This is a genomic window from Glycomyces mayteni (assembly GCF_042428885.1).
GTDB lineage: Bacteria > Actinomycetota > Actinomycetes > Mycobacteriales > Micromonosporaceae > Glycomyces > Glycomyces mayteni.
This window is the reverse complement of sequence record NZ_JBHMBP010000001.1, coordinates 1,274,044-1,292,168: the sequence shown is the minus strand read 5'-3', so window position 1 is coordinate 1,292,168 and position 18,125 is coordinate 1,274,044. Positions and strand designations below refer to the sequence as shown.

Below are 18,125 nucleotides of genomic sequence, written 5' to 3'. Positions count from 1 at the left end.
CATGTTCGAGTACGCCCCCGCGCCCGAGTCGGTGCGGCCCCACATCAAAGAGCACTACGGGCTCTTCATCGACGGCGAGTTCACCGACAGTGACGCGGTGTTCAAGTCCGTCAACCCCGCCACCGAGGAAGTCCTCTTCACCGTCGCCGAGGCGGGCGAAGCGGACGTCGCGCGCGCCGTCGCCGCGGCCCGCCGCGCCCAGGAGACCGTGTGGGGGCCGATGAGCGGCGCCGAGCGCGGCAAGTACCTGTTCCGCATCGCCCGGCTCCTCCAGGAGCGGGCCCGCGAGTTCGCCGTCGCCGAGTCCCTCGACAACGGCAAGCCCATCAAGGAGACCCGCGACTTCGACGTCCCGACCGCCGCGCAGCACTTCTTCTACCACGCCGGATGGGCCGACAAGCTGGAGTTCGCGGGGCTCGGGTCCGACCCGAAGCCCTTGGGCGTGGTCGGCCAGGTCATCCCGTGGAACTTCCCGCTGCTCATGCTCGCGTGGAAGATCGCGCCCGCGCTCGCGTGCGGGAACACGGTGGTGCTCAAGCCCGCCGAGACCACGCCGCTCACTGCGTTGATGTTCGCCGAGCTGTGCCAGGAGGCCGACCTGCCCGCGGGCGTCGTCAACATCCTCCCCGGCGCCGGTGCGGCTGGCGCCGCGGTTGTCAACAGCCCTGTGGACAAAGTCGCCTTCACCGGCTCCACCGCCGTCGGGCGGGCGATCGCGAAGGCCGTCGCGGGCTCCAAGAAGAAGGTCACCCTGGAGCTGGGCGGCAAGGCCGCCAACATCGTCTTCGACGACGCCCCGATCGACCAGGCCGTCGAGGGCATCGTCAACGGCATCTTCTTCAACCAGGGGCACGTGTGCTGCGCCGGGTCGCGGCTCCTCGTGCAGGAGTCCGTCGCCGACGAAGTGCTGGCGCGGCTCAAGGAGCGCGTCTCCACGCTGCGGGTCGGCGACCCGCTCGACAAGAACACCGACATCGGCGCCATCAACTCCGCCGAGCAGCTGGAGCGCATCACCGCCCTCACCGAGGCCGGGCGCGGCGAGGGCGCCGAGGTGTGGCAGCCCGCCTGCGACCTGCCCGAGAACGGCTTCTGGTTCCGGCCCACCGTGTTCACCGGGGTCCAGCAGTCCATGCGGATCGCGCAGGAGGAGATCTTCGGGCCCGTGCTCAGCGTCCTCACGTTCCGCACCCCCGACGAGGCGATCGCGAAGGCCAACAACACGCCCTACGGCCTCTCGGCCGGGGTGTGGACCGAGAAGGGCTCCAAGATCCTGTGGGCGGCCGAGCGGCTGCGCGCGGGCGTGGTGTGGGCCAACACGTTCAACCAGTTCGACGCCGCCAGCCCCTTCGGCGGCCTGAAGGAGTCCGGATACGGCCGCGAAGGCGGCCGCCAGGGACTGGAGGCGTACCTCGATGTCTGATCGACTCCAGGTCAAGAAGACCTACAAGCTGTACGTCGGCGGGAAGTTCCCCCGCTCCGAGTCCGGAAGGACCTACCCGGTGAGCAGCCCCGACGGGACCGAGCTGGCGAACGCCGCGCTCGCCAGCCGCAAGGACGCCCGCGACGCCGTCGCCGCCGCCCGCAAGGCCCAGCGGCCCTGGGCGGGGCAGACCGCGTACCTGCGCGGGCAGATCCTCTACCGGGCCGCCGAGATGCTCGAAGGCCGCGCCGGCCAGTTCGCCGAGGAGCTCGCGGACGCCACCGGCGCCGAGCCGCACGAGGCGCTCGGCACCGTCGAGGCCGCGATCGACCGGCTCGTCCACTACGCGGGCTGGACCGACAAGTACACGTCCGTGCTCGGCGGCGCGAACCCCGTGGCCGGGCCGTACTTCAACCACACGACCCCCGAGCCGCTCGGCGTGATCGCCGTCCTCGCCCCGCAGGACGACCCGTTCCTGGGCCTCATCGAGGTCATCGCGCCCGCCGTCGCCACCGGGAACACCGTCGTCGTCCTCGCCAGCGAGGCGAAGCCCCTGCCCGCGTTGAGCTTCGGGGAGGTCCTGGCGACCTCCGACCTGCCCGGCGGAGTGGTGAACCTGTTGAGCGGCAAGGCCGCCGAGGTCGCGCCGCACCTGGCGTCCCACGCCGACGTCAACGGGCTCGACCTGACCGGCGCCGACGCGGACCTGGCGGCCTCCCTGGAGGCCGCGGCCGCCGAGACCCTCAAGGTCGTGCGCCGCCCCGGGAAGGGCGGGAACGCCCTCGACCTGCTGCGGCAGTGGACCGAGTACAAGACCGTGTGGCACCCGGCCGGGATGGCCGCGGGCGCCGGGGGCGCGTACTAGTGATCGATCCGGGGCCCTTTCCGCCACCGCGGAAAGGGCCCCGTCGCTATCCACAAAGAAAAGCGCACACCGGATGCGATGGGGCGCGCCCTTGCGTCGTAGGCTGTTCCCCAGCTAGACGACTTACGGGAGGGACGCGACATGGCGGCCGAATCTGACGCGCCGGAGCGCGGTGCCGACACCGAGAAGCTCTGGAACGAGACCGGGGTGGACCCGGTGGAACTCCATCTGGGCAAGGACTCGGGGTACACCCTCCGCGCCTACCGGATGTCGGACACCCTGCCGGGACCGGAGAAGGAGGAAGCGGCCGAGGAGGAGCCGGAGGACGACGACGAGGACGCCGAGGACGCCGTCCCCGAGGACCCCGACGCCGACGAGCCCGACCCCGCCGACTTCGAGGACGACGAGCCCGAGGCCGAGGAGGACGACGACGAGGACGCCCTCGACGCCGCCCCCGAAGAGGTCCCGGTCTTCCTGACGCGCAAGGGGAAGCTCCTGGTCTTCCGCGAGCCCGCCGCGCTCGTCGCGTACGTCAGGGACAACGACGACCACGACCTCGCCGCGATCGAGGAGTGGGCCGACCTCAAGGACCGCGTGTCCGAGGACGACATCGTCTGTGACGAAGCCGACACCTACGAGCTCGACCTCGTCGTCGCCAACCTCCGCGGCGGCCAGGACGCGTGGGAGCCCGAGCTGCTCATCAAGGCCGCCGAGGTCGGCCGCGACCTCGGGTACGCGCTCAAGAACGACTCCGTGATCGCCGCGCTGGCACCGGGATCGCCCCTCGACGACCTGGACGAGACGTTCCGCGTGGTCGTGGACGGCGGCCTCAAGGGCAAGTTCGCGAAGCGGCGCCTCAAGCGCAACGACGCGCAGCAGGCGGCCATCGCCTGGCGCGGCGTCATCGCCAAGATCAACGACCATGTGGAATGGCGCGGATAGGGCGCGTCCCCACTCAGCCGAACGGCCACACTCCGATGGCCGCCGAGTCCGATTTCACGAGCCGCCGCGGCAGTCCCGCGGCGGCTCCGCTGCGTTATTCCACAAGGGAATGGGCAGGTCGGGACTGCCAGCGAATTGACGGATATGTGTGCTATGGCCTTCGCTCCGTAGGCGAACCCGCACAGGCAGTCCGCTTGCAGAACCGAGTATTCTGCGGAAAACTGATAACGGACTGGTAAAAACGGGCCGGGCACCAGCCCCGGCGACAGGGGACAGCGCCGGCTGCGCGCCCTACGAGAGGAGCTCCGCGGGTGCAAGTGTTCTGCGGCATCACCACCGACCAGCAGGTGTCCGGGGCCGGGCACGGCGACACCGCGTGCGCCGTCGCCCTCGTGGCCGCCGGAGGCGGCCTCATCGCCACCGACACCTTCGGCGACGACCCCCGCGGCTGGGTCCGCTTCAACGGGCTCCTCGCCAGGTCGGCCCCCGGCCAGTCCGTCTCCATCTCCGTCGCCGGAGACGTCGTCCAGCTCGCCGAGTTCGCGGCCGCCGCAGGACAGCTCGTCGTCCGCGCCGACTCCCGGGCGCTGCGCTCCAAGGACGCCCTCGACGACGCCATCGCCATCGCCCGCGGACTCGCCACCGGCGAGGTCGCCGGGCAGCCCCTCGCCGCACGCCCTGAGGTCGCCGCTCTGCGCCCGATCCTGGACACCGTGGCATCGGCCGCCCGTGCGCGCCACGACGCGGCAGAGGCCCTCACATGCCTCCTGCGGGCCGTGTTCCCGGCGGCGCTGGCCGCCTGGGACGACCCGAGCGAGGCCAACGCCGTCGCGATCCTCACCCGGCTCCCCCAGCCCGGCGCCCTCCAGTCGATCTCGACCGAGGAGCTCGCCGCCGACCTCGCCACCGTGGCCGACCCGGGACAGGTTGCGGCGATGGCAGGTGCCCTGACCGAGGCCATCAGGGAGATCGGCGGCGGCGACGACCCGTCCGTCGCCCCCTCGGTGTCCGCCACCGCCGAGGCCGTCTCGGCCTGGGACCGCTCGCTCGAAGGGCTCATCGGCCTCCTCCAGGCCAAGCGCCCCAAGCCCGAGTCCGCGCTTCCGCACATGTCCCCGCCCCAGGTGGACGAGGACCGCACGTCCCGCCGCCGCGGCCGCGGGCACGACTCCGACACGCACCGGACGGTCCGCCTCCCCGGCGACCTCCCCGACCGACAGAGCCTGCGCGCCCTCGACCCCGCGTCGCAGCTCCACTCGGTCGTCATGCCCGACCTCGAAGCGACGCAGGTCCTCCCGGACTCGTTCTCCTCGCCGTCGATGCAGCAGCCGGTCGACAGCGAAGGCAGCCAGACCCGCTCGATCCGCCGCCGCCGCGCCGAGCCCGCCGAGCTCCCCCACGAGGAGCCGCCGCGCCGCCACCCGTGGCAGCCGCGGGAGGATGTCGCCATGGTCGACGTCGCGGCGCTCGCCGCCGACGACGACGGCCTCCTGATCTTCGGCCAGGCCAAGAGCGCCTGGTTCAAACGGCCCGAAAGCGAAGAGCCCGAATCCGAGTCGTGGAACCTCCCCGGCGACGACGGCTGGCGCACCGCCCGCTCGGCCACCGAGACCCCCGCCACCGAGGAGCCCACCACGGCAGCCGGCCTCCCGCGCCGCAAGCCGCAGGCCAACCTCGTCCCCGGTGCGGTCGTCGCCGACGAGCACCCCCGCTTCGACGAGCCCATCGACCGCGACCCCGAACTGCTGGCGCAGAACACCGCCGGCTACTTCCGAGGCTGGGGCCGCGCCCGCGGCGGCCGCCCCGGCAGCCCCGCCAGGACGGAGAGGATGGCCGCCCGATGAGCGCCAACCTCGGCGTCTACGAGCGCTCCCTGAGCATGCTCCTCGGCTCCCTCGTCGCCCGCACCCCTGGGCTGTCCCATGCCGTACTGGTGAGCGTCGACGGCCTGCCGCTGGCGGTGTCCGCCGGACTGCCGAAGGAGCGCGCCGATCAGCTGGCGGGCATCGGCTCCGGGCTGCTTTCTATTGGCGAGGGCGCTGGGCGATCGATGGATCATGGCCCTGCGCAGCAGGTCATCGTCGAGATGGCGGAAGGCGTGCTTCTGGCGGCCCCGGTGGGGCCGCAAATCTGCCTGACGCTTCTCGCTGTGTCGCAATGCGATCGAGAACAGCTCGGGTACGAGCTCGGGCAGTTCACGATGCAGGTGGGGCCATTGTTGAACGAGGCCCTGACCAATACCGGTTCGATCCCGAAGGTCGTCTAAGCAAGCGCTGATACGGCCCTGAGGCAGCTCTGCTGCTTTGGGGCCGTTTTGTTTTGGGTTAGAGCGGGCAGCGACGAAGAGGTCCCAGGGCGGGCGGGGTCGGGTTGGCGGCCATGGGGTCCGCGGTGGGAGCCTGGCATGGTGCGGGTGAGGCGGGTCGAAACTTCCTCACCAAAGATCACCCTTCTGGGTGTTGACGCACTTTAGCACACAGAGTCACAATTGAAGCACGGCAATCGAACAGGCAGACAGAAAACAGCAAGACATTCGAGAACAGTACGAGGGGGTGATCCCGATGGCGACCGATACGATCCACAGCCGGACCAGCACCAGCGACCAGGCCCAGACCATCCGGACCCTCCTCGAAGACGCCGCCACCGTGGTCAACTCCCAATACGCGGCAGTCCTGTCCTCGGTCATCGCGATGAAAGAGGCCAACCTCCACCGCACCGCCTTCGGCTACTCGGCCCTGCGGGACCTCCTGCTCTCCCAGTTCGACTTCACCCACCGCACCGCCTCGGACATCGCGGCCATCGCCCGCCTCTCCTCCAAGTTCCAGGCCCTCGTGGAGGCAGCCGTCTCAGGCGACGCGAGGATCGACCAGGTCGCCTACGCCGTCCGCCAACTCGACCGGACCCCGGCGATGCGCCTGTTCACCCTCACCCCCTTCCGCACCCCCGTGGCCTCCCCCTTCAATGCCGACACCCTGTGCGCGACCCCTGAGCACCTGATCGCCCAGTACTGCACCCACGCCCCCTTCAAAGACCTCCAACGCCACCTTGACGAGCTGGCCGCGCATCTGGCCGAGGAGACCGAACTCCTCGACACCCTCGGCGAGCAGTCCCTCCAGTGGATCGAAGTCGCCGAACAGGACAACGGCATGTGGGCCCTCTCCGGGGAACTCTCCTCCGACACCGGTCGCCTGCTCGACAAATACTTGAAGACCGCCTGCCCGCCACCCAGGCAGGACGAGCAGGACCCCGACGAGGTCCTTCCGGCCCAGCCCAACCGCCACGCCGAAGCCCTCCACCAACTCCTCGCCGGATACGGCACCTCCCCCGACGCCGTGAAACGCCACGGGCACACCGCCACCCTCGACCTCATGGTCGACATCGAAACCCTCAAGGGCGAAGACACCGGCCGCACGCCCCTCCTGGAGGGCCAGCCGGTCAGTGTCGCCAAAGCCCGCCACCTCGCCTGCGAAGCCGGTGTCATCCCCGGCGTCTTCGACTACGAGACCGGGGAAGCGATCGAGCTGGGCAGGGAGAAGCGCCTCCCCAACGCGGCCCTGCGCCGCAAGCTCGAACTGGAGCAGCGGGAAGGCTGCGCCTGGACGGGCTGCTCGCGGCCGGTCGCCTGGACCGAAGCCCACCACATCCAGCATTGGGCCGACGGGGGCGAGACCAACGCCAGCAACCTGATCCTGCTGTGCCGCTTCCACCACGGCCGCATCCACACCGCAGGCTGGACGGTAGCGAAGACCGGGCCCGGCCAAGCCACCATCACCCACCACAACCACCCCGACACCCACACCGGGGCCGAGGAGGCCAGAGAGTGCGGATGCTCCGACTGGCGGACCGATGCCGACATGGACACCGAACACCGGGGATCGGACTGGGATGTGTTCCCGACCGGGCTCTACCGCAGCGAATGGTCGGACACACTCAAACCCGACCTGGACTCACGAACCGAAGCAGCCGAAAGGCAACGAGCCCTCGCCGCCATCCGCGCCGCCCGAGCCAAATGCCGAACACGGTTCACACCCCAACCCAAGGAACCCGCACCGGTCCCCGCAGGCAGCCGAGGCGACCCGCCTTCCTTAGGAGGCCCGCCCCGGCCAGCCAACCGGGCCGGGAGGACCAAGCAAAGGCCCAGGCGCACAAGCACACCAGACCCCAGGCCCGACACCCCAACCCCGGCCCGCCCCCACATCCCTCCGTCGCCGCCAAAAAGACCCGCACCCCATCACCCCCCGAAGGCCGCAGCACCCAACCCCACCCCACCACCCACCCCGTTGTCGCCGCCCGCTCTAACCAGCACCACCCCTCAACGGCAAAGCTGCAATCCACTCCCGTCCCCTCCCCGCCCCACCCACTCCGCCCCGACCCGCCCCGCCCCGCCCAGGGAACACCAAAGGGGCGCAAGGCAGATGAGTTGCCTTGCGCCCCTTCGTTATGGTCCAGGTGTTTTGGGTCAGCCTAGACGGTCGCCGCGCGGGTCAGGCGCGGGTCGCGATTGTTGTCGGGTGTCCGTTTGTGGGCACTTAGTGGACGCCGACGGTGCGGGTGCGGCGCATCGAGAGCACGTACTCGACGAGCTTGATGAGCACCTGCTTGGTGGACTCGCGGTTGCGCGCGTCCGTGTAGACGACGGGGACTTCCTGGGAGATCTGGAGGGCATCGCGGATGTCCTGGATCTCGTGGAGCTGCTTGCCGTCGAAGCAGTTGACCGCCACCAGGTAAGGCAGCTTCCGGTGCTCGAAGAAGTCGATGACCGAGAAGCAGTCGGCGAGGCGGCGGGTGTCGACCAGGACGATGGCGCCGATGGCGCCGCGGACCAGCTCGTCCCACATGAACCAGAACCGGGTCTGGCCCGGGGTGCCGAACAGGTACAGGATCAGGTCCTGGTCGATCGTGATGCGGCCGAAGTCCATCGCGACCGTGGTCGTCGCCTTGTCGGGCACCAGGTTGTTGTCGTCGACGCCCTCGGAGGCGGAGGTCATGATCGCCTCGGTCGTCAACGGGGTGATCTCGGAGACCGAGCCGACCAAGGTCGTCTTGCCGACGCCGAAGCCACCGGCGATGACGATCTTGGCAGAGGTCACACGAGAGGTGTCTGCGGGTGAGTTCATTAGGGTCTATAGCCTCCTGAGTCCACTGAGAACGCGCTCAAGGAGCTCGGTTCCGACCGATTCGTCGGCGCCGTCCGCGTCGAAACCGGTGGGTTCGTGCACTGCCAGCAAGCCGTCGGCCGCCATGTCGGCGACCAGCACGCGGGCGACCCCGAGGGGCACCTCCATGCGTGCGGCGATCTCGGCCAGGGACTGGAGGCGGCCGCCGCACAGGTCGACGATCACCTTCTGCTCCCTGCCGCCGAGGAACTGCCCGGACCTGCCGCGCGCGGTGGTCTCCACCAGCGCTTCGAGGGCGATCTCCAATTGCGGCCGCGTACGGCCGCGCGTGACCGCGTACGGTCTGACGAGTGAGCCAGTAGGCTCATCACCACCGAGGACCATTGTTACCTCCAACTACGGCCTCGGATCCCACAACCCTTGTGCCGCAGTCTTGTCAGTTATCCATGTACCGGATGCCCGGGGAGGCACCGGCCCGTCGCCTGGGGATGCGACGGAGGGGTCGTTGTTCAGTTCGTCCCACTCGTGCTGCGTTCCGCTCGAATGGAGCCTACCGTGCCGCAACCCGTTGCGCCAAGCGCGCACCGGAAGCGGCCCGGATCAGCTTCGGGCCGAAGGCGTCAGGGCCTGGCCGACCCGGTCGACCAGGAGGGCCATCTCGTAGCCGACCTGGCCCACGTCGCAGTTCTTCGACGCCAGCACCGCGAACGAGGAACCGTCGCTGATGGACATCAGGAAGAGGAAGCCACGGTCCATCTCGACAACCGTCTGGAGGACGGCGCCGCCCTCGAAGCAGCGGGACGCGCCCTGGGTCAGGCTCACCAGACCCGAGGTCACCGCCGACAGCTGGTCGGCGCGGTCCCTTGGCAGGTCCCGGGAGGACGCCAGCAGCAGACCGTCGGCGCTGACCGCCACGGCGTGGGCCACGCCCGGCACGCGTTCGGCGAAGCCGGCCAGCAGCCAGCCCAGGTCCTGGACCGAGGTTCCACCAGTGCTCATCGTTTGCGCTCCTTAGTAGCGTCTGCCGTGTTGCGGATCAGCGACTCAGTTGCCGTCATTGCCACGTCCTCGCTGCACCCCACGGTGATAGGCCGACAGCAGGCCCCGAATGCCCTCGGGGTTGCGCTTCTGCGCGCTGACGGTCTCCTGAGATTCCTCCACCGCGCCGGGAACGAGGCGTTCCATGGGGCGGCGCTTGGGAAGACCGACCGTGGTCGTCTCCTCGATGGTCTCCGCGAAGGCGTCGTCGACGCGCGACCACCCGTCGTCGGCGGCGGTGCGCCAGGCGTAGGACCCGGTGTCGGTCTCGGGGGAGGTCAGGCGGCGGCGTTCCATGCCCGGGGCAGCGGCCGGCGACTCGTCGGCGGCGGGGGTGTGCTGCATGGTCGGGCCTTCCGTGGGCTGCGGAGGGGACGGCGGCGCCGCGTCCCAAGCCGGGGCGGGGGACTCGGCCGCACCTGACTGGTCAGCGTAGCGCGGCGAGGTTGCGTCCGCCACCTCCGCGGGTGCCGCTGGGGCGGCCCGGAAGGACGACGCGGGGGCGTCCTCGACCTTGGCGGCCTCGTCCTCGACCTTCTTGGGCGCGGGGGTGACCGCCTTGAACCAGGCGGACTCCACCTCGCGGAAGATCGGCAGCTCGGTCGTCGCGTCCAGTGCGGACACGCGGTCCCGGCGGGCGGCGCGGGGCGCCTCGGTCCCGGCGGGGGCCGCGGCCACGTCGGGCCACGACGGGGGCGCCGGCTCCGGCTCGGGGGTCCACGCTTCGAGCTGGATCTTCGGCAGGGCCACGTGCTCGGAGGAGACGATCTCCCCGGTCACCTCCATGACCTTGCCGTTGGCCTTGCGCTCGTCGGCGAGGCCGCCGGGGCGGAACATGAAGCCCGGCTCCTCGTCCGCCGGGGCGGTCTGCGGGAACGGCGGCTGGAACGACTGCTGCTGCGGGCGCTGCATCGGGTACTCGCCGGTGACGGGCTCGACCGGGTGCGGCGGCACGTTCGGGCGCGAGGGCATCGGCGGGGCGCTCGGCTGCCACGCGGGGGGCGTGGGCTGCGGCGGCGGCGGGGAGTGCGGGGCCTGGGGCGCGGCGGTGTCGAACAGGCCCGCGGGGCTCTCGGGGACCCGCGGCAGCGCGCCGGTGGCCTCCATGCCCGACAGGAGCTCGCCGCGCGGCGCGGAGCCGTTGACCGCGTCGAGCGGGACGCCGGAGCGCAGGCCGCGCTCGGGGAGCTTCGCCTCGGTCAGGACGGCGTCGCCGAGGATGACCTCCGCGACGGTGCCGCGCTGCTCGCCGGGGCGCAGCTCGACGTGGACCTCGTGGCGCTTCGCGAGGCGCGCGACCACGACCAGGCCCATCATGCGCGAGGACGCGAGGTCGATGACGTCGGCGGACTCGGAGAGCTGCCGGTTGATGTCCTCGATCTGCGCGGGCGGCATGCCGATGCCGACGTCGTGGATGCGGACCCGGATGGCGCCCTGCGGGGCCTCGGCGGTGCGCATCTGCTCGGCCTCGACCAGGACCGGGGACTCCGGCGGGGAGAACGCGGTCGCGTTGTCCATGAGCTCGGCGATGAGGTGCACGAGGTCGTTGACGGCGGCCGGGCGGATCTCGCGCTCGGCCTCCAGGGACCCGAACTCGATGCGGGTGTACTGCTCGACCTCGGACTGGGCGGCCTGGAGGATGTCGCCGATCGGGGCCGGGTACCGCTCCTGGCGGGTGGAGTCCGCACCGGCGAGCACCAGGAGGTTCTCGTCGTTGCGGCGCATGCGGGTCGCGAGGTGGTCGAGCTGGAACAGCTCGGCCAGGCGGTCCGGGTTCTCCTCGCCGCGCTCCAGGTGGTCGAGGTGGCCGATGAGCCGGTCGACCAGGTTCTGGGACCGGCGGGCCAGGTTGATGAACATCTGCGAGACGTTGGCGCGCAGGGCGGCCTGCTCGGCCGCGATGCGGATGGCCTCGGTGTGGACGATGTTGAACGAGTGCGCCACGTTGCCGATCTCGTCGCGCTGGTCGATGTCGATGACCGCGCCGGTGTCGGCGGCGACCTCGTCCGGGGTCCGGTTGCCGATGGTCTCCGCGTCGCGCATCTGCGCCACCGCCTGGGGCAGCGACACGTGCGCCACGTCGAGCGCGCCTTCGCGCAGGCGCCGCAGCCCGGTCGCCATGTTGCGGGCGATGAGCAGGGCGACCACGGTCGCGACGACGAACGCCGCGAGGATGAGCACGGCTTCGAGCAGGAGCTGGAAGATCTGCGCGTTCAGGTCGCTCTCGGCGTCCGCGAGGACCTGCTCCGACTCGTCGTTGATGTAGTCGAGGCCGTTCTCAAGGATCGCGTTGTACGAGTCAATGACCGCGGCGTTCACTTCGAGCGGCTTCGCGGTGCCCGCGTTGACGGCGTCGTTCTCGAACGTCAGGGCCGCCTCGGCCTCGCCGGTGTTCAGGCCGCCGGGGCTGAAGAAGAACGCGAGCTGCTCGTCGCGGTCGGCGACGGTCTTGAACTCGTCCTCGGCCGTCTCGCGGAGCTTCGCGAAGGCGATGAAGTTCTGCCAGCGCGTGTTGTTGATGAAGTTCTTGCCGTTGCCGACGTTGATCGCGATCGACCGCTCCTCCTCCAGCGTCTCCAGGACGGTGGTGGCGGCGGCGATGGCCTGGAGGTTCCGGGCGATCTCGGGGTCGTTGACGATGCGCGAGGAGATGTCGGTGATCGTCACGAGCTCGGCGACGAGCCGCTGGTAGACGCGGGAGGTCTGGTCGATGGAGACGCCGTCGGGGCTGTCGGCGGCGGCCTGGCGGATCTGCACGAGGGTCTCGTACTGGGTCCGGACGGCGTCGATGCGGTTGGAGATGTCGTCCGAGATGTCGGGGAGGCCGTCGGCCTTCTCGTTGAACTGGGCGAGGGCGTCGTCGGTCTCGGCCTGGCGGGCGGCCACGGCCGCCTCGTCGTACTGGGAGACGTCGATGTCGGCGACGTGCTCGTCGCCGATGCGGAGGTGCGTGACCAGCAGGGACCGCTCGACCTGGAGGTCGTAGCGGAGTTCGGCGGTCACGGCGTTGAACTCGACGAGGCTCACCATGTCCTGGGACTCGAACACCCGGTCCGCGAGGTCGTACAGGCGGAGGCCGGCGACCGCCACCAGGACGACGAGGGGCACGAGGAGGATCAGTCCCAGCTTGGACCGGATTCGCATGTCGGCGATGCGGGGCAGGCCGAGCGGTCCTCGTCGAGCCGCTGAACCCGCACGGTTCGAGCTGCGCTTGCTCACCTTGTCTAGCCTCCTGGGGTGGTCCTCTGTGTCAGACCGACGGGCCCGTGCCGGGCCGGGCTCGGTCTCGGGCCGACGGCGCGCGCCGGCTGCCGTCCTGCCGCCGGGGGCGGCGGGGGTTCGGCATGTGAAGCCCAGCAGATTCCATCATGACGAATGAGGGCGTCGAAATCCAGGGGCGTACCGGAGTACTGAACTCGGGCCCGTATCGCACCGAGTTACCGGGCGGATCACAAGAAACGCTGGTATTTCGGACACACACCTACCGCGTATTCGGCCGTCCGGTCGAGAAAAGCGACTACTCGGACGATGAGGCTCAGACCAACGGCCCCGTCCGCGGAAAATCACCGCCGTCGATACGTTGCGCGGCATCGCGAGCACGGTCGGTAGCGACCGTTTCGCCACCTTAGTCCAGTGACGCAGCGGGTCCATGCGACCACGCGTTCCGGACAGATCCTGCATATCCCCGGCCGCGCGCCGGACAAATCGCACCTCTTGTGCGACAGACTCCACCCCCCGTTGAGGCACCGTTGACCCACAACGCCTTCCAGGAGGTAACCCCATGGACCCGCTCGCGGTCACCCTAGAGCACCACCACTTCACGTACGGCTGGCTCAATCCGGCGATGGGCCTCGCCTTCGCCGCCGCCGGGTCCTACCTCGGCCTCTCGGCCTCCCGCTACGCCCGCGCCGCTGCGACGCGCGGCTCGCGGCTGCGCTGGACCCTCATGGCGTCCTTGGCCATCGGGGGCATCGGCATCTGGATGATGCACTTCATCGCGATGATCGGCTTCACCGTCACCGGTGCGGACATCGCGTACGACCCCGCGCTCACCGCCCTGTCCTTCGGGCTCGCGGTGCTCGCCGTGGGGACCGGGCTGTCCGTCTCGGGCGGCAGGCGCGCTGGCTGGCCGCGCCTGCTGCTCGGCGGGCTGCTCTGCGGCGCGGGCGTGGTCGGGATGCACTACACCGGCATGGCGGCGGTCGCGACGGGCGGGCGGGTCGTCTACGACCCGGTCCTCGTCGCGGCGTCCGCGGCCGTTGCGGTCGTCGCGTCCACGGTCGCGCTCCGCTTCACGGCGGTGGTGGACCGCCGCGGCTCGATGGCGCTCGCCGCGGCCGTCATGAGCGTCGCCGTCGTCGGCATGCACTACACGGGCATGGCGGCGGTGGAGGTCGAGGGCCCCTCGCGCGGGGACATCGCGGGGATCAGCCCGCTGATCCTGCTGCTGCCGATCCTCCTGCTGGCGCTCATCGCGATCGTGGGCATGGTCTTCGGGGTGCTGGCCTCGCCGAACCTCGACGGATCGGACCGAAATGACCGTCCTAGTGCAACTGTCCGTCTTGCGGATGCAGCCGGACAGTAGTCGTATAAGTTTCAAATCGCGTCGATTCCAATCGCGCAACATTCCGGATACGGGCATCTGCCTGAGGAGGAAGACCACTGATGGAACATGTGAGTCACTTCACTTATGGGTGGATCAACCCGATCATGTCGTTCGGGTTCGCCTTCGCGGGCTCGATCCTGGCGCTGATGTGCATGACGCAGGCGCGCCGGCAGGACGGCACGGTGAAAGCGGCCCGCAAGCGCGTGCAGTGGATCGCCCTCGCCGCATTCTCCTTGGGCGCCACGGCGATCTGGATGATGCACTTCACGGCGATGATCGGCTTCAAGGTCCTCGGCTCCGACATCGCCTACGACCCGCTCGTCACCTTCCTGAGCCTCGTGGCCTCCGTCGGCTCGGTGTTCTTCGGCCTCCTCGTGGCCGGCACCGGCACCCGCGGCACCGTCGGCAAGATCCTCATCGCCGGGCCGCTCACCGGGCTCGGCGTCGTCGTCATGCACTACTCGGGCATGGCCGCGATCAACGTCTCGGGGCACATCACCCACGACCAGACCTACTTCGTCGCCTCGGTCGTCATCGCCGTCGTCGCCGCCACCGCGGCCCTGTTCTGCGGCATGTACCTCGAAGGCTGGAAGTGGCACACCGCCGCGGCGGTGGTCATGGCGATCGCGGTGTGCGGCATGCACTACACGGGCATGGCGGGCGTGCGCGTCACCCTCTACAACGAGGGCCGCGACACCGTCGAGGGCATCGACCCGATCATGCTGATCCTCCCGATCCTCGGCGTCGCCACCATCGGCATCATCGTGCTCCTGTTCGCGCTCATGGGGACCACCCCCAAAACCGTCAGCCGCCGCGAGCAGCTCGGCATCCACGTCGAGGACGAAGAGGTCCTCCCGACCGCCACCGGCGCCATCCGCGTCGACCGCCTCCGCTCCCAGCAGCAGCGCGCCCGCACCCCGGGCCGCGTCCGCAACCGCACCGAGCGCACCCCCGGCTACGTCCCCGACCAGCGCCCCGCGACGCCCCCGGTCCCCGCCCCCCAGGGCCACGACGACATCCCCCGCATCGTCCCCGACCACCCCCGCGCCCAGCGATCCTTCCAGCAGGCCGACCTCGACGTCACCGCCGAACGCTACGGCGCCGCCCGCAACGGCACCTCCCCCAACCCCCGCGGCCACTGACCCGCGCACCCGGCAAGCAGCCCGAACGGCCCCCGCTCTGGAGAGCGGGGGCCGTTCCCGTGCACCTTATATATATGCGCGGCTACGCACCGTCGATTCCATGCGCCCGACCGGGTTTCGGTGTACCACACGATCAGTGACGAGCCGATACCATGAAGCTCAGAGCAAATGATCCCGATTTAACCCCGGAGGTCCCGTCATGGCCCAACGGATCCTCGATCCCGCATACCTGGAAGCCTTCCGAGACGAGCTGGTCGCGAGGCTCAACTTCGTCACCGAGCTGACCCAGAAGCTCGTGTCCGGCAACGAACTCGGCGTCGAGCCCGGGTTCGGACTACTCGAAGCCTCGCAGCAGGCCCGCGCCGACTACGCACGCGCGCACGAGGAGACCTGGAACAACCTCCAGAAACTCCGCCAGGACCTGTACGGTGCGATCGTGACGCTCAACGACTCGCTCGGCGTCCACACGGACTCCGAGGAGCTGAACGTCCAGATCCTCAGCGCACCAGACGCGGACACCGAGAGCTAGGACCCCTCACCATGAAGCGATTCACGAAGACCGCCGCGGCCGCCGGAACCGCCGCGCTCCTGCTCGCCGCCTGCAACAGCGCCGACGAGCCCTCCGGGGAGGCGACCGACGGCGGCGGCGACGACCCCGTCTACGCCGCGATGGCCTCCTGGAACGCCTGCGAGGTCCTCGGCGACCTCCAGCCGGTCACCGACTACATGGGCATCGTCGGCTGGGGCGCCTCGACCTCCGAGGGCGGGCTCCCCGGCAACTCCGAGCTCGGCAACACCTGGGACCCGGACGCACTGGGCTGCAACGGCCTCTTCAACCTCGGGGACTACGAGGGCTACTCGATGAGCGGCGAGTTCAGCGTCGGCATCATCCCCGCCGAGAGCGAGGACGCGGCGGCCGACCTGTTCACAGGACGGGTCTCGCGCATCGAGTCCGATGCGGCGGAGGGACAGGACCTCGTGCAGGAGGAGATCGGCGACCCCTGGGACCAGGGCGCGGCCTATTCGTGGGTCGGCGACGCCGACCAGCCGTACACGCAGGTCATCGCCCAGGACGGGCAGTGGGTGTTCCACATCGACCTTTACCACTCCAACGATTACGGGCTCCGCGGCGGCGGCGATCCCGCGCTGGCCTTCACCGAGGACGGCCTCCGGCAATGGTTCATCGAGACCTATCTGCCGCAGGTGAACCAGACCGTCAACGAGCGGATAACGGAGGTGCAGTAGCCATGGGCGACGACATCGAGTACGCGACCGAGGACTACAGCGGCATGGAGGGCGGGACGGCGTCGGGGGGCGTGGCGTCCGCCGAGGAGTCGTACCTCGTGAACGGCGAGGGCTGCGCCGACTCCAACTGCACGAACCGGCAGAGTCCGGCAGAGGTGGCCTGGATCAAGCTGGTATCGGCGATCCCCGTCGCGGGCCAGGCCGAGAGCTTCCAGTGCGTCGCGGGCGGAACGGCGGCCCCGACGCCGCAAGAAGTCCAGTCGATGGTCGCCCAGATCCGGCCGGCCAACGGCGACGACTACGCGCTCCGCACGATCGCCGAGAAGTGGACGACCGCGCAGTTCGACTTCGCCGCCAACGAGTCCACGGCCGTCGCCTCGATCCTGCGGACCAAGCTCTCGGAACTGTCGAACGGCTGGCAGGGCACCGACTTCGACGCGTTCGCCGAGCAGATGGAGACCGTCTTCACCAACTGCGAGCAGATCGGCGCGGAGATCGGCGACGGCACCGACGGCATGTCGGGCCTCCTCAACCAGGCGGCCGACGAGATCTACGCCCTGCAAGGCGGCGACTCGAAGGAGCTCCCCTACCCCGCGCCCCAGTACTGGGTGAAGGACGAGGGCGGGCTGTTCTCCGATCCCGAAGTGCACCACCGGCCCCCCTTCACCGACGGCGGGTGCGAGGTCACCGACGGCTGCTCGTGGGACGGCGAGGACGACTCCGCGAACCGGGCCATGGAGCTCGGCGGGTTCGACGGCGACTACGCCAACGAGCTGGGCCAGTACGTCACCGACCAGACCGAGTACCACCTGTCGCGGCTGAAGAGCGAGAACCCGGACGCCACCGACGCCGAGCTGCGCACCGAGGCCGAAGATCTCGCCAAGAGAGACGGCGACACGCGCGCGAAGCGCGACTACGACAGCGGCTCCGAGGACTACCAGGACCGCGCCGCCGAGCAGAACGACACGGTGATCGCCCGCTGGGAAGACGCGGAGATCACGACGCAGGAGTTCAGCCCCACCGTCGAGACCGTGCAGGACACCACCTTCCGCGAGTCCGGGGCCGACCTCGACGGCGGGGGCTACTCCCCTCCCAGCGGCGGGGACTTCAACGGGTCGCCGACGAGTTCCGGGTCGAGCGGGCTGAACCCGCCTGCGAGCACGACGAAATTCGGGGAGGGGACGACCACGTCGACCGTGCCGTCCTGGTCCCCCGACGACGCGGGGAACGGAGAAGACGACCCGTCCGGAGGTCTCGCCAGCGGCGGGCTCGGGGCGGGCGGGCTGCCCGGTGGCGGTGCGGGCGGCGGGGCCGGTGGGCTTCCCGGCGGTGGCGCCGGGGGCGGGATGGGCTCCGGGATGGGGCTGTTCGGGCCCGCGGGCGGCGGAGTCGGTGCTGGCGCCGGGGCCGGTGCCAAGGCCGGCGGGGCCGGGCTCGGGAAGGGCCAGGGGCTGTTCGGGAAGACCGCGGGCGGCGCCGGGATGATGGGCGGCGGCGCGGGCGGACGCCCGGGGGCCGGTGGCGACGAGGACGGCGAAGGCCAGGACACATGGCTGACCGAGGACGAGGACGTCTGGGGCCTGGCGAGGTTCGAGGACGACAACGACCCGCTCGCCTAGCCGAATACTGACAGCAGCCGACAGCAGCCGTCCTGACTGAACCAGTTCCGAACCGGCCGGGACCTGCCCAGACCTGCCGGACCGACCCGAACTGAATCGACCTGATGGAGCGATCGGGCCCCCTTGCACTG

Annotated in this window: 14 protein-coding genes and 1 pseudogene; 12 read left to right on the top strand and 3 right to left on the bottom strand. The window is 70.1% G+C overall.

Annotation, left to right across the window (positions count from 1 at the left end):
* Position 1: 1 nt before the first annotated feature.
* The 7 genes and pseudogenes from ACFFXY_RS05945 (at position 2) to ACFFXY_RS25410 (ending at position 8,338) form a co-directional block, all read left to right on the top strand.
* A complete protein-coding gene (locus tag ACFFXY_RS05945) occupies positions 2–1,420 on the top strand; it encodes an aldehyde dehydrogenase family protein (protein ID WP_382346949.1) in 1,419 nt (472 codons plus the stop codon).
* A complete protein-coding gene (locus ACFFXY_RS05940) occupies positions 1,413–2,285 on the top strand; it encodes an aldehyde dehydrogenase family protein (RefSeq protein WP_382346946.1) in 873 nt (290 codons plus the stop codon). Before ACFFXY_RS05945 ends, ACFFXY_RS05940 begins: the two co-directional genes overlap by 8 nt.
* Positions 2,286–2,426: 141 nt before the next feature.
* Positions 2,427–3,227, top strand: a complete 801-nt coding sequence (locus ACFFXY_RS05935) for a SatS C-terminal domain-containing protein (RefSeq protein WP_382346943.1) — start codon at positions 2,427–2,429, stop codon at positions 3,225–3,227.
* Between the two features lie 311 nt (positions 3,228–3,538).
* Positions 3,539–5,071, top strand: a complete 1,533-nt coding sequence (locus tag ACFFXY_RS05930) for a hypothetical protein (RefSeq protein WP_382346940.1) — start codon at positions 3,539–3,541, stop codon at positions 5,069–5,071.
* Positions 5,068–5,493 (top strand): roadblock/LC7 domain-containing protein, encoded by a 426-nt coding sequence (locus ACFFXY_RS05925; RefSeq protein WP_091048495.1) that lies wholly within the window; start codon positions 5,068–5,070, stop codon positions 5,491–5,493. Before ACFFXY_RS05930 ends, ACFFXY_RS05925 begins: the two co-directional genes overlap by 4 nt.
* 295 nt (positions 5,494–5,788) lie before the next feature.
* Positions 5,789–6,736 (top strand): annotated as a pseudogene (locus ACFFXY_RS05920) (DUF222 domain-containing protein); the annotation flags it as partial.
* 132 nt (positions 6,737–6,868) lie between these two features.
* On the top strand, positions 6,869–8,338 hold the full coding sequence (locus tag ACFFXY_RS25410) for an HNH endonuclease signature motif containing protein (protein WP_512700548.1): 1,470 nt from the start codon (positions 6,869–6,871) through the stop codon (positions 8,336–8,338).
* A gap of 12 nt (positions 8,339–8,350) precedes the next feature.
* Here the strand turns inward: ACFFXY_RS25410 and ACFFXY_RS05910 are convergent, their stop codons facing one another.
* From ACFFXY_RS05910 to ACFFXY_RS05900, 3 genes are all read right to left on the bottom strand, one after another.
* Positions 8,351–8,728, bottom strand: a complete 378-nt coding sequence (locus ACFFXY_RS05910) for a DUF742 domain-containing protein (RefSeq protein WP_125249874.1) — start codon at positions 8,726–8,728, stop codon at positions 8,351–8,353.
* A 216-nt stretch (positions 8,729–8,944) separates the two neighbouring features.
* Positions 8,945–9,343: a roadblock/LC7 domain-containing protein gene (locus ACFFXY_RS05905; protein WP_030161947.1), complete on the bottom strand. Its 399-nt coding sequence runs from the start codon at positions 9,341–9,343 to the stop codon at positions 8,945–8,947.
* Between the two features lie 45 nt (positions 9,344–9,388).
* Positions 9,389–12,526, bottom strand: a complete 3,138-nt coding sequence (locus ACFFXY_RS05900) for a nitrate- and nitrite sensing domain-containing protein (protein ID WP_382346935.1) — start codon at positions 12,524–12,526, stop codon at positions 9,389–9,391.
* A gap of 637 nt (positions 12,527–13,163) precedes the next feature.
* Between ACFFXY_RS05900 and ACFFXY_RS05895 the strand changes: the two genes are divergently transcribed.
* From ACFFXY_RS05895 to ACFFXY_RS05875, 5 genes are all read left to right on the top strand, one after another.
* Positions 13,164–13,967, top strand: coding sequence for an MHYT domain-containing protein (locus ACFFXY_RS05895; protein WP_382346932.1), 804 nt, complete (start codon positions 13,164–13,166; stop codon positions 13,965–13,967).
* Between the two features lie 80 nt (positions 13,968–14,047).
* A complete protein-coding gene (locus ACFFXY_RS05890; protein ID WP_382346929.1) occupies positions 14,048–15,130 on the top strand; it encodes an MHYT domain-containing protein in 1,083 nt (360 codons plus the stop codon).
* Positions 15,131–15,329: 199 nt separating this feature from the next.
* Entirely contained in the window at positions 15,330–15,659 is a 330-nt protein-coding gene (locus tag ACFFXY_RS05885; RefSeq protein ID WP_359945484.1) for a hypothetical protein, read from the top strand.
* An 11-nt stretch (positions 15,660–15,670) separates the two neighbouring features.
* A complete protein-coding gene (locus ACFFXY_RS05880) occupies positions 15,671–16,375 on the top strand; it encodes a hypothetical protein (RefSeq protein ID WP_382346926.1) in 705 nt (234 codons plus the stop codon).
* Positions 16,376–16,377: 2 nt separating this feature from the next.
* Positions 16,378–17,994 (top strand): WXG100 family type VII secretion target, encoded by a 1,617-nt coding sequence (locus tag ACFFXY_RS05875; protein ID WP_382346922.1) that lies wholly within the window; start codon positions 16,378–16,380, stop codon positions 17,992–17,994.
* The last annotated feature ends 131 nt before the right edge of the window (positions 17,995–18,125 follow it).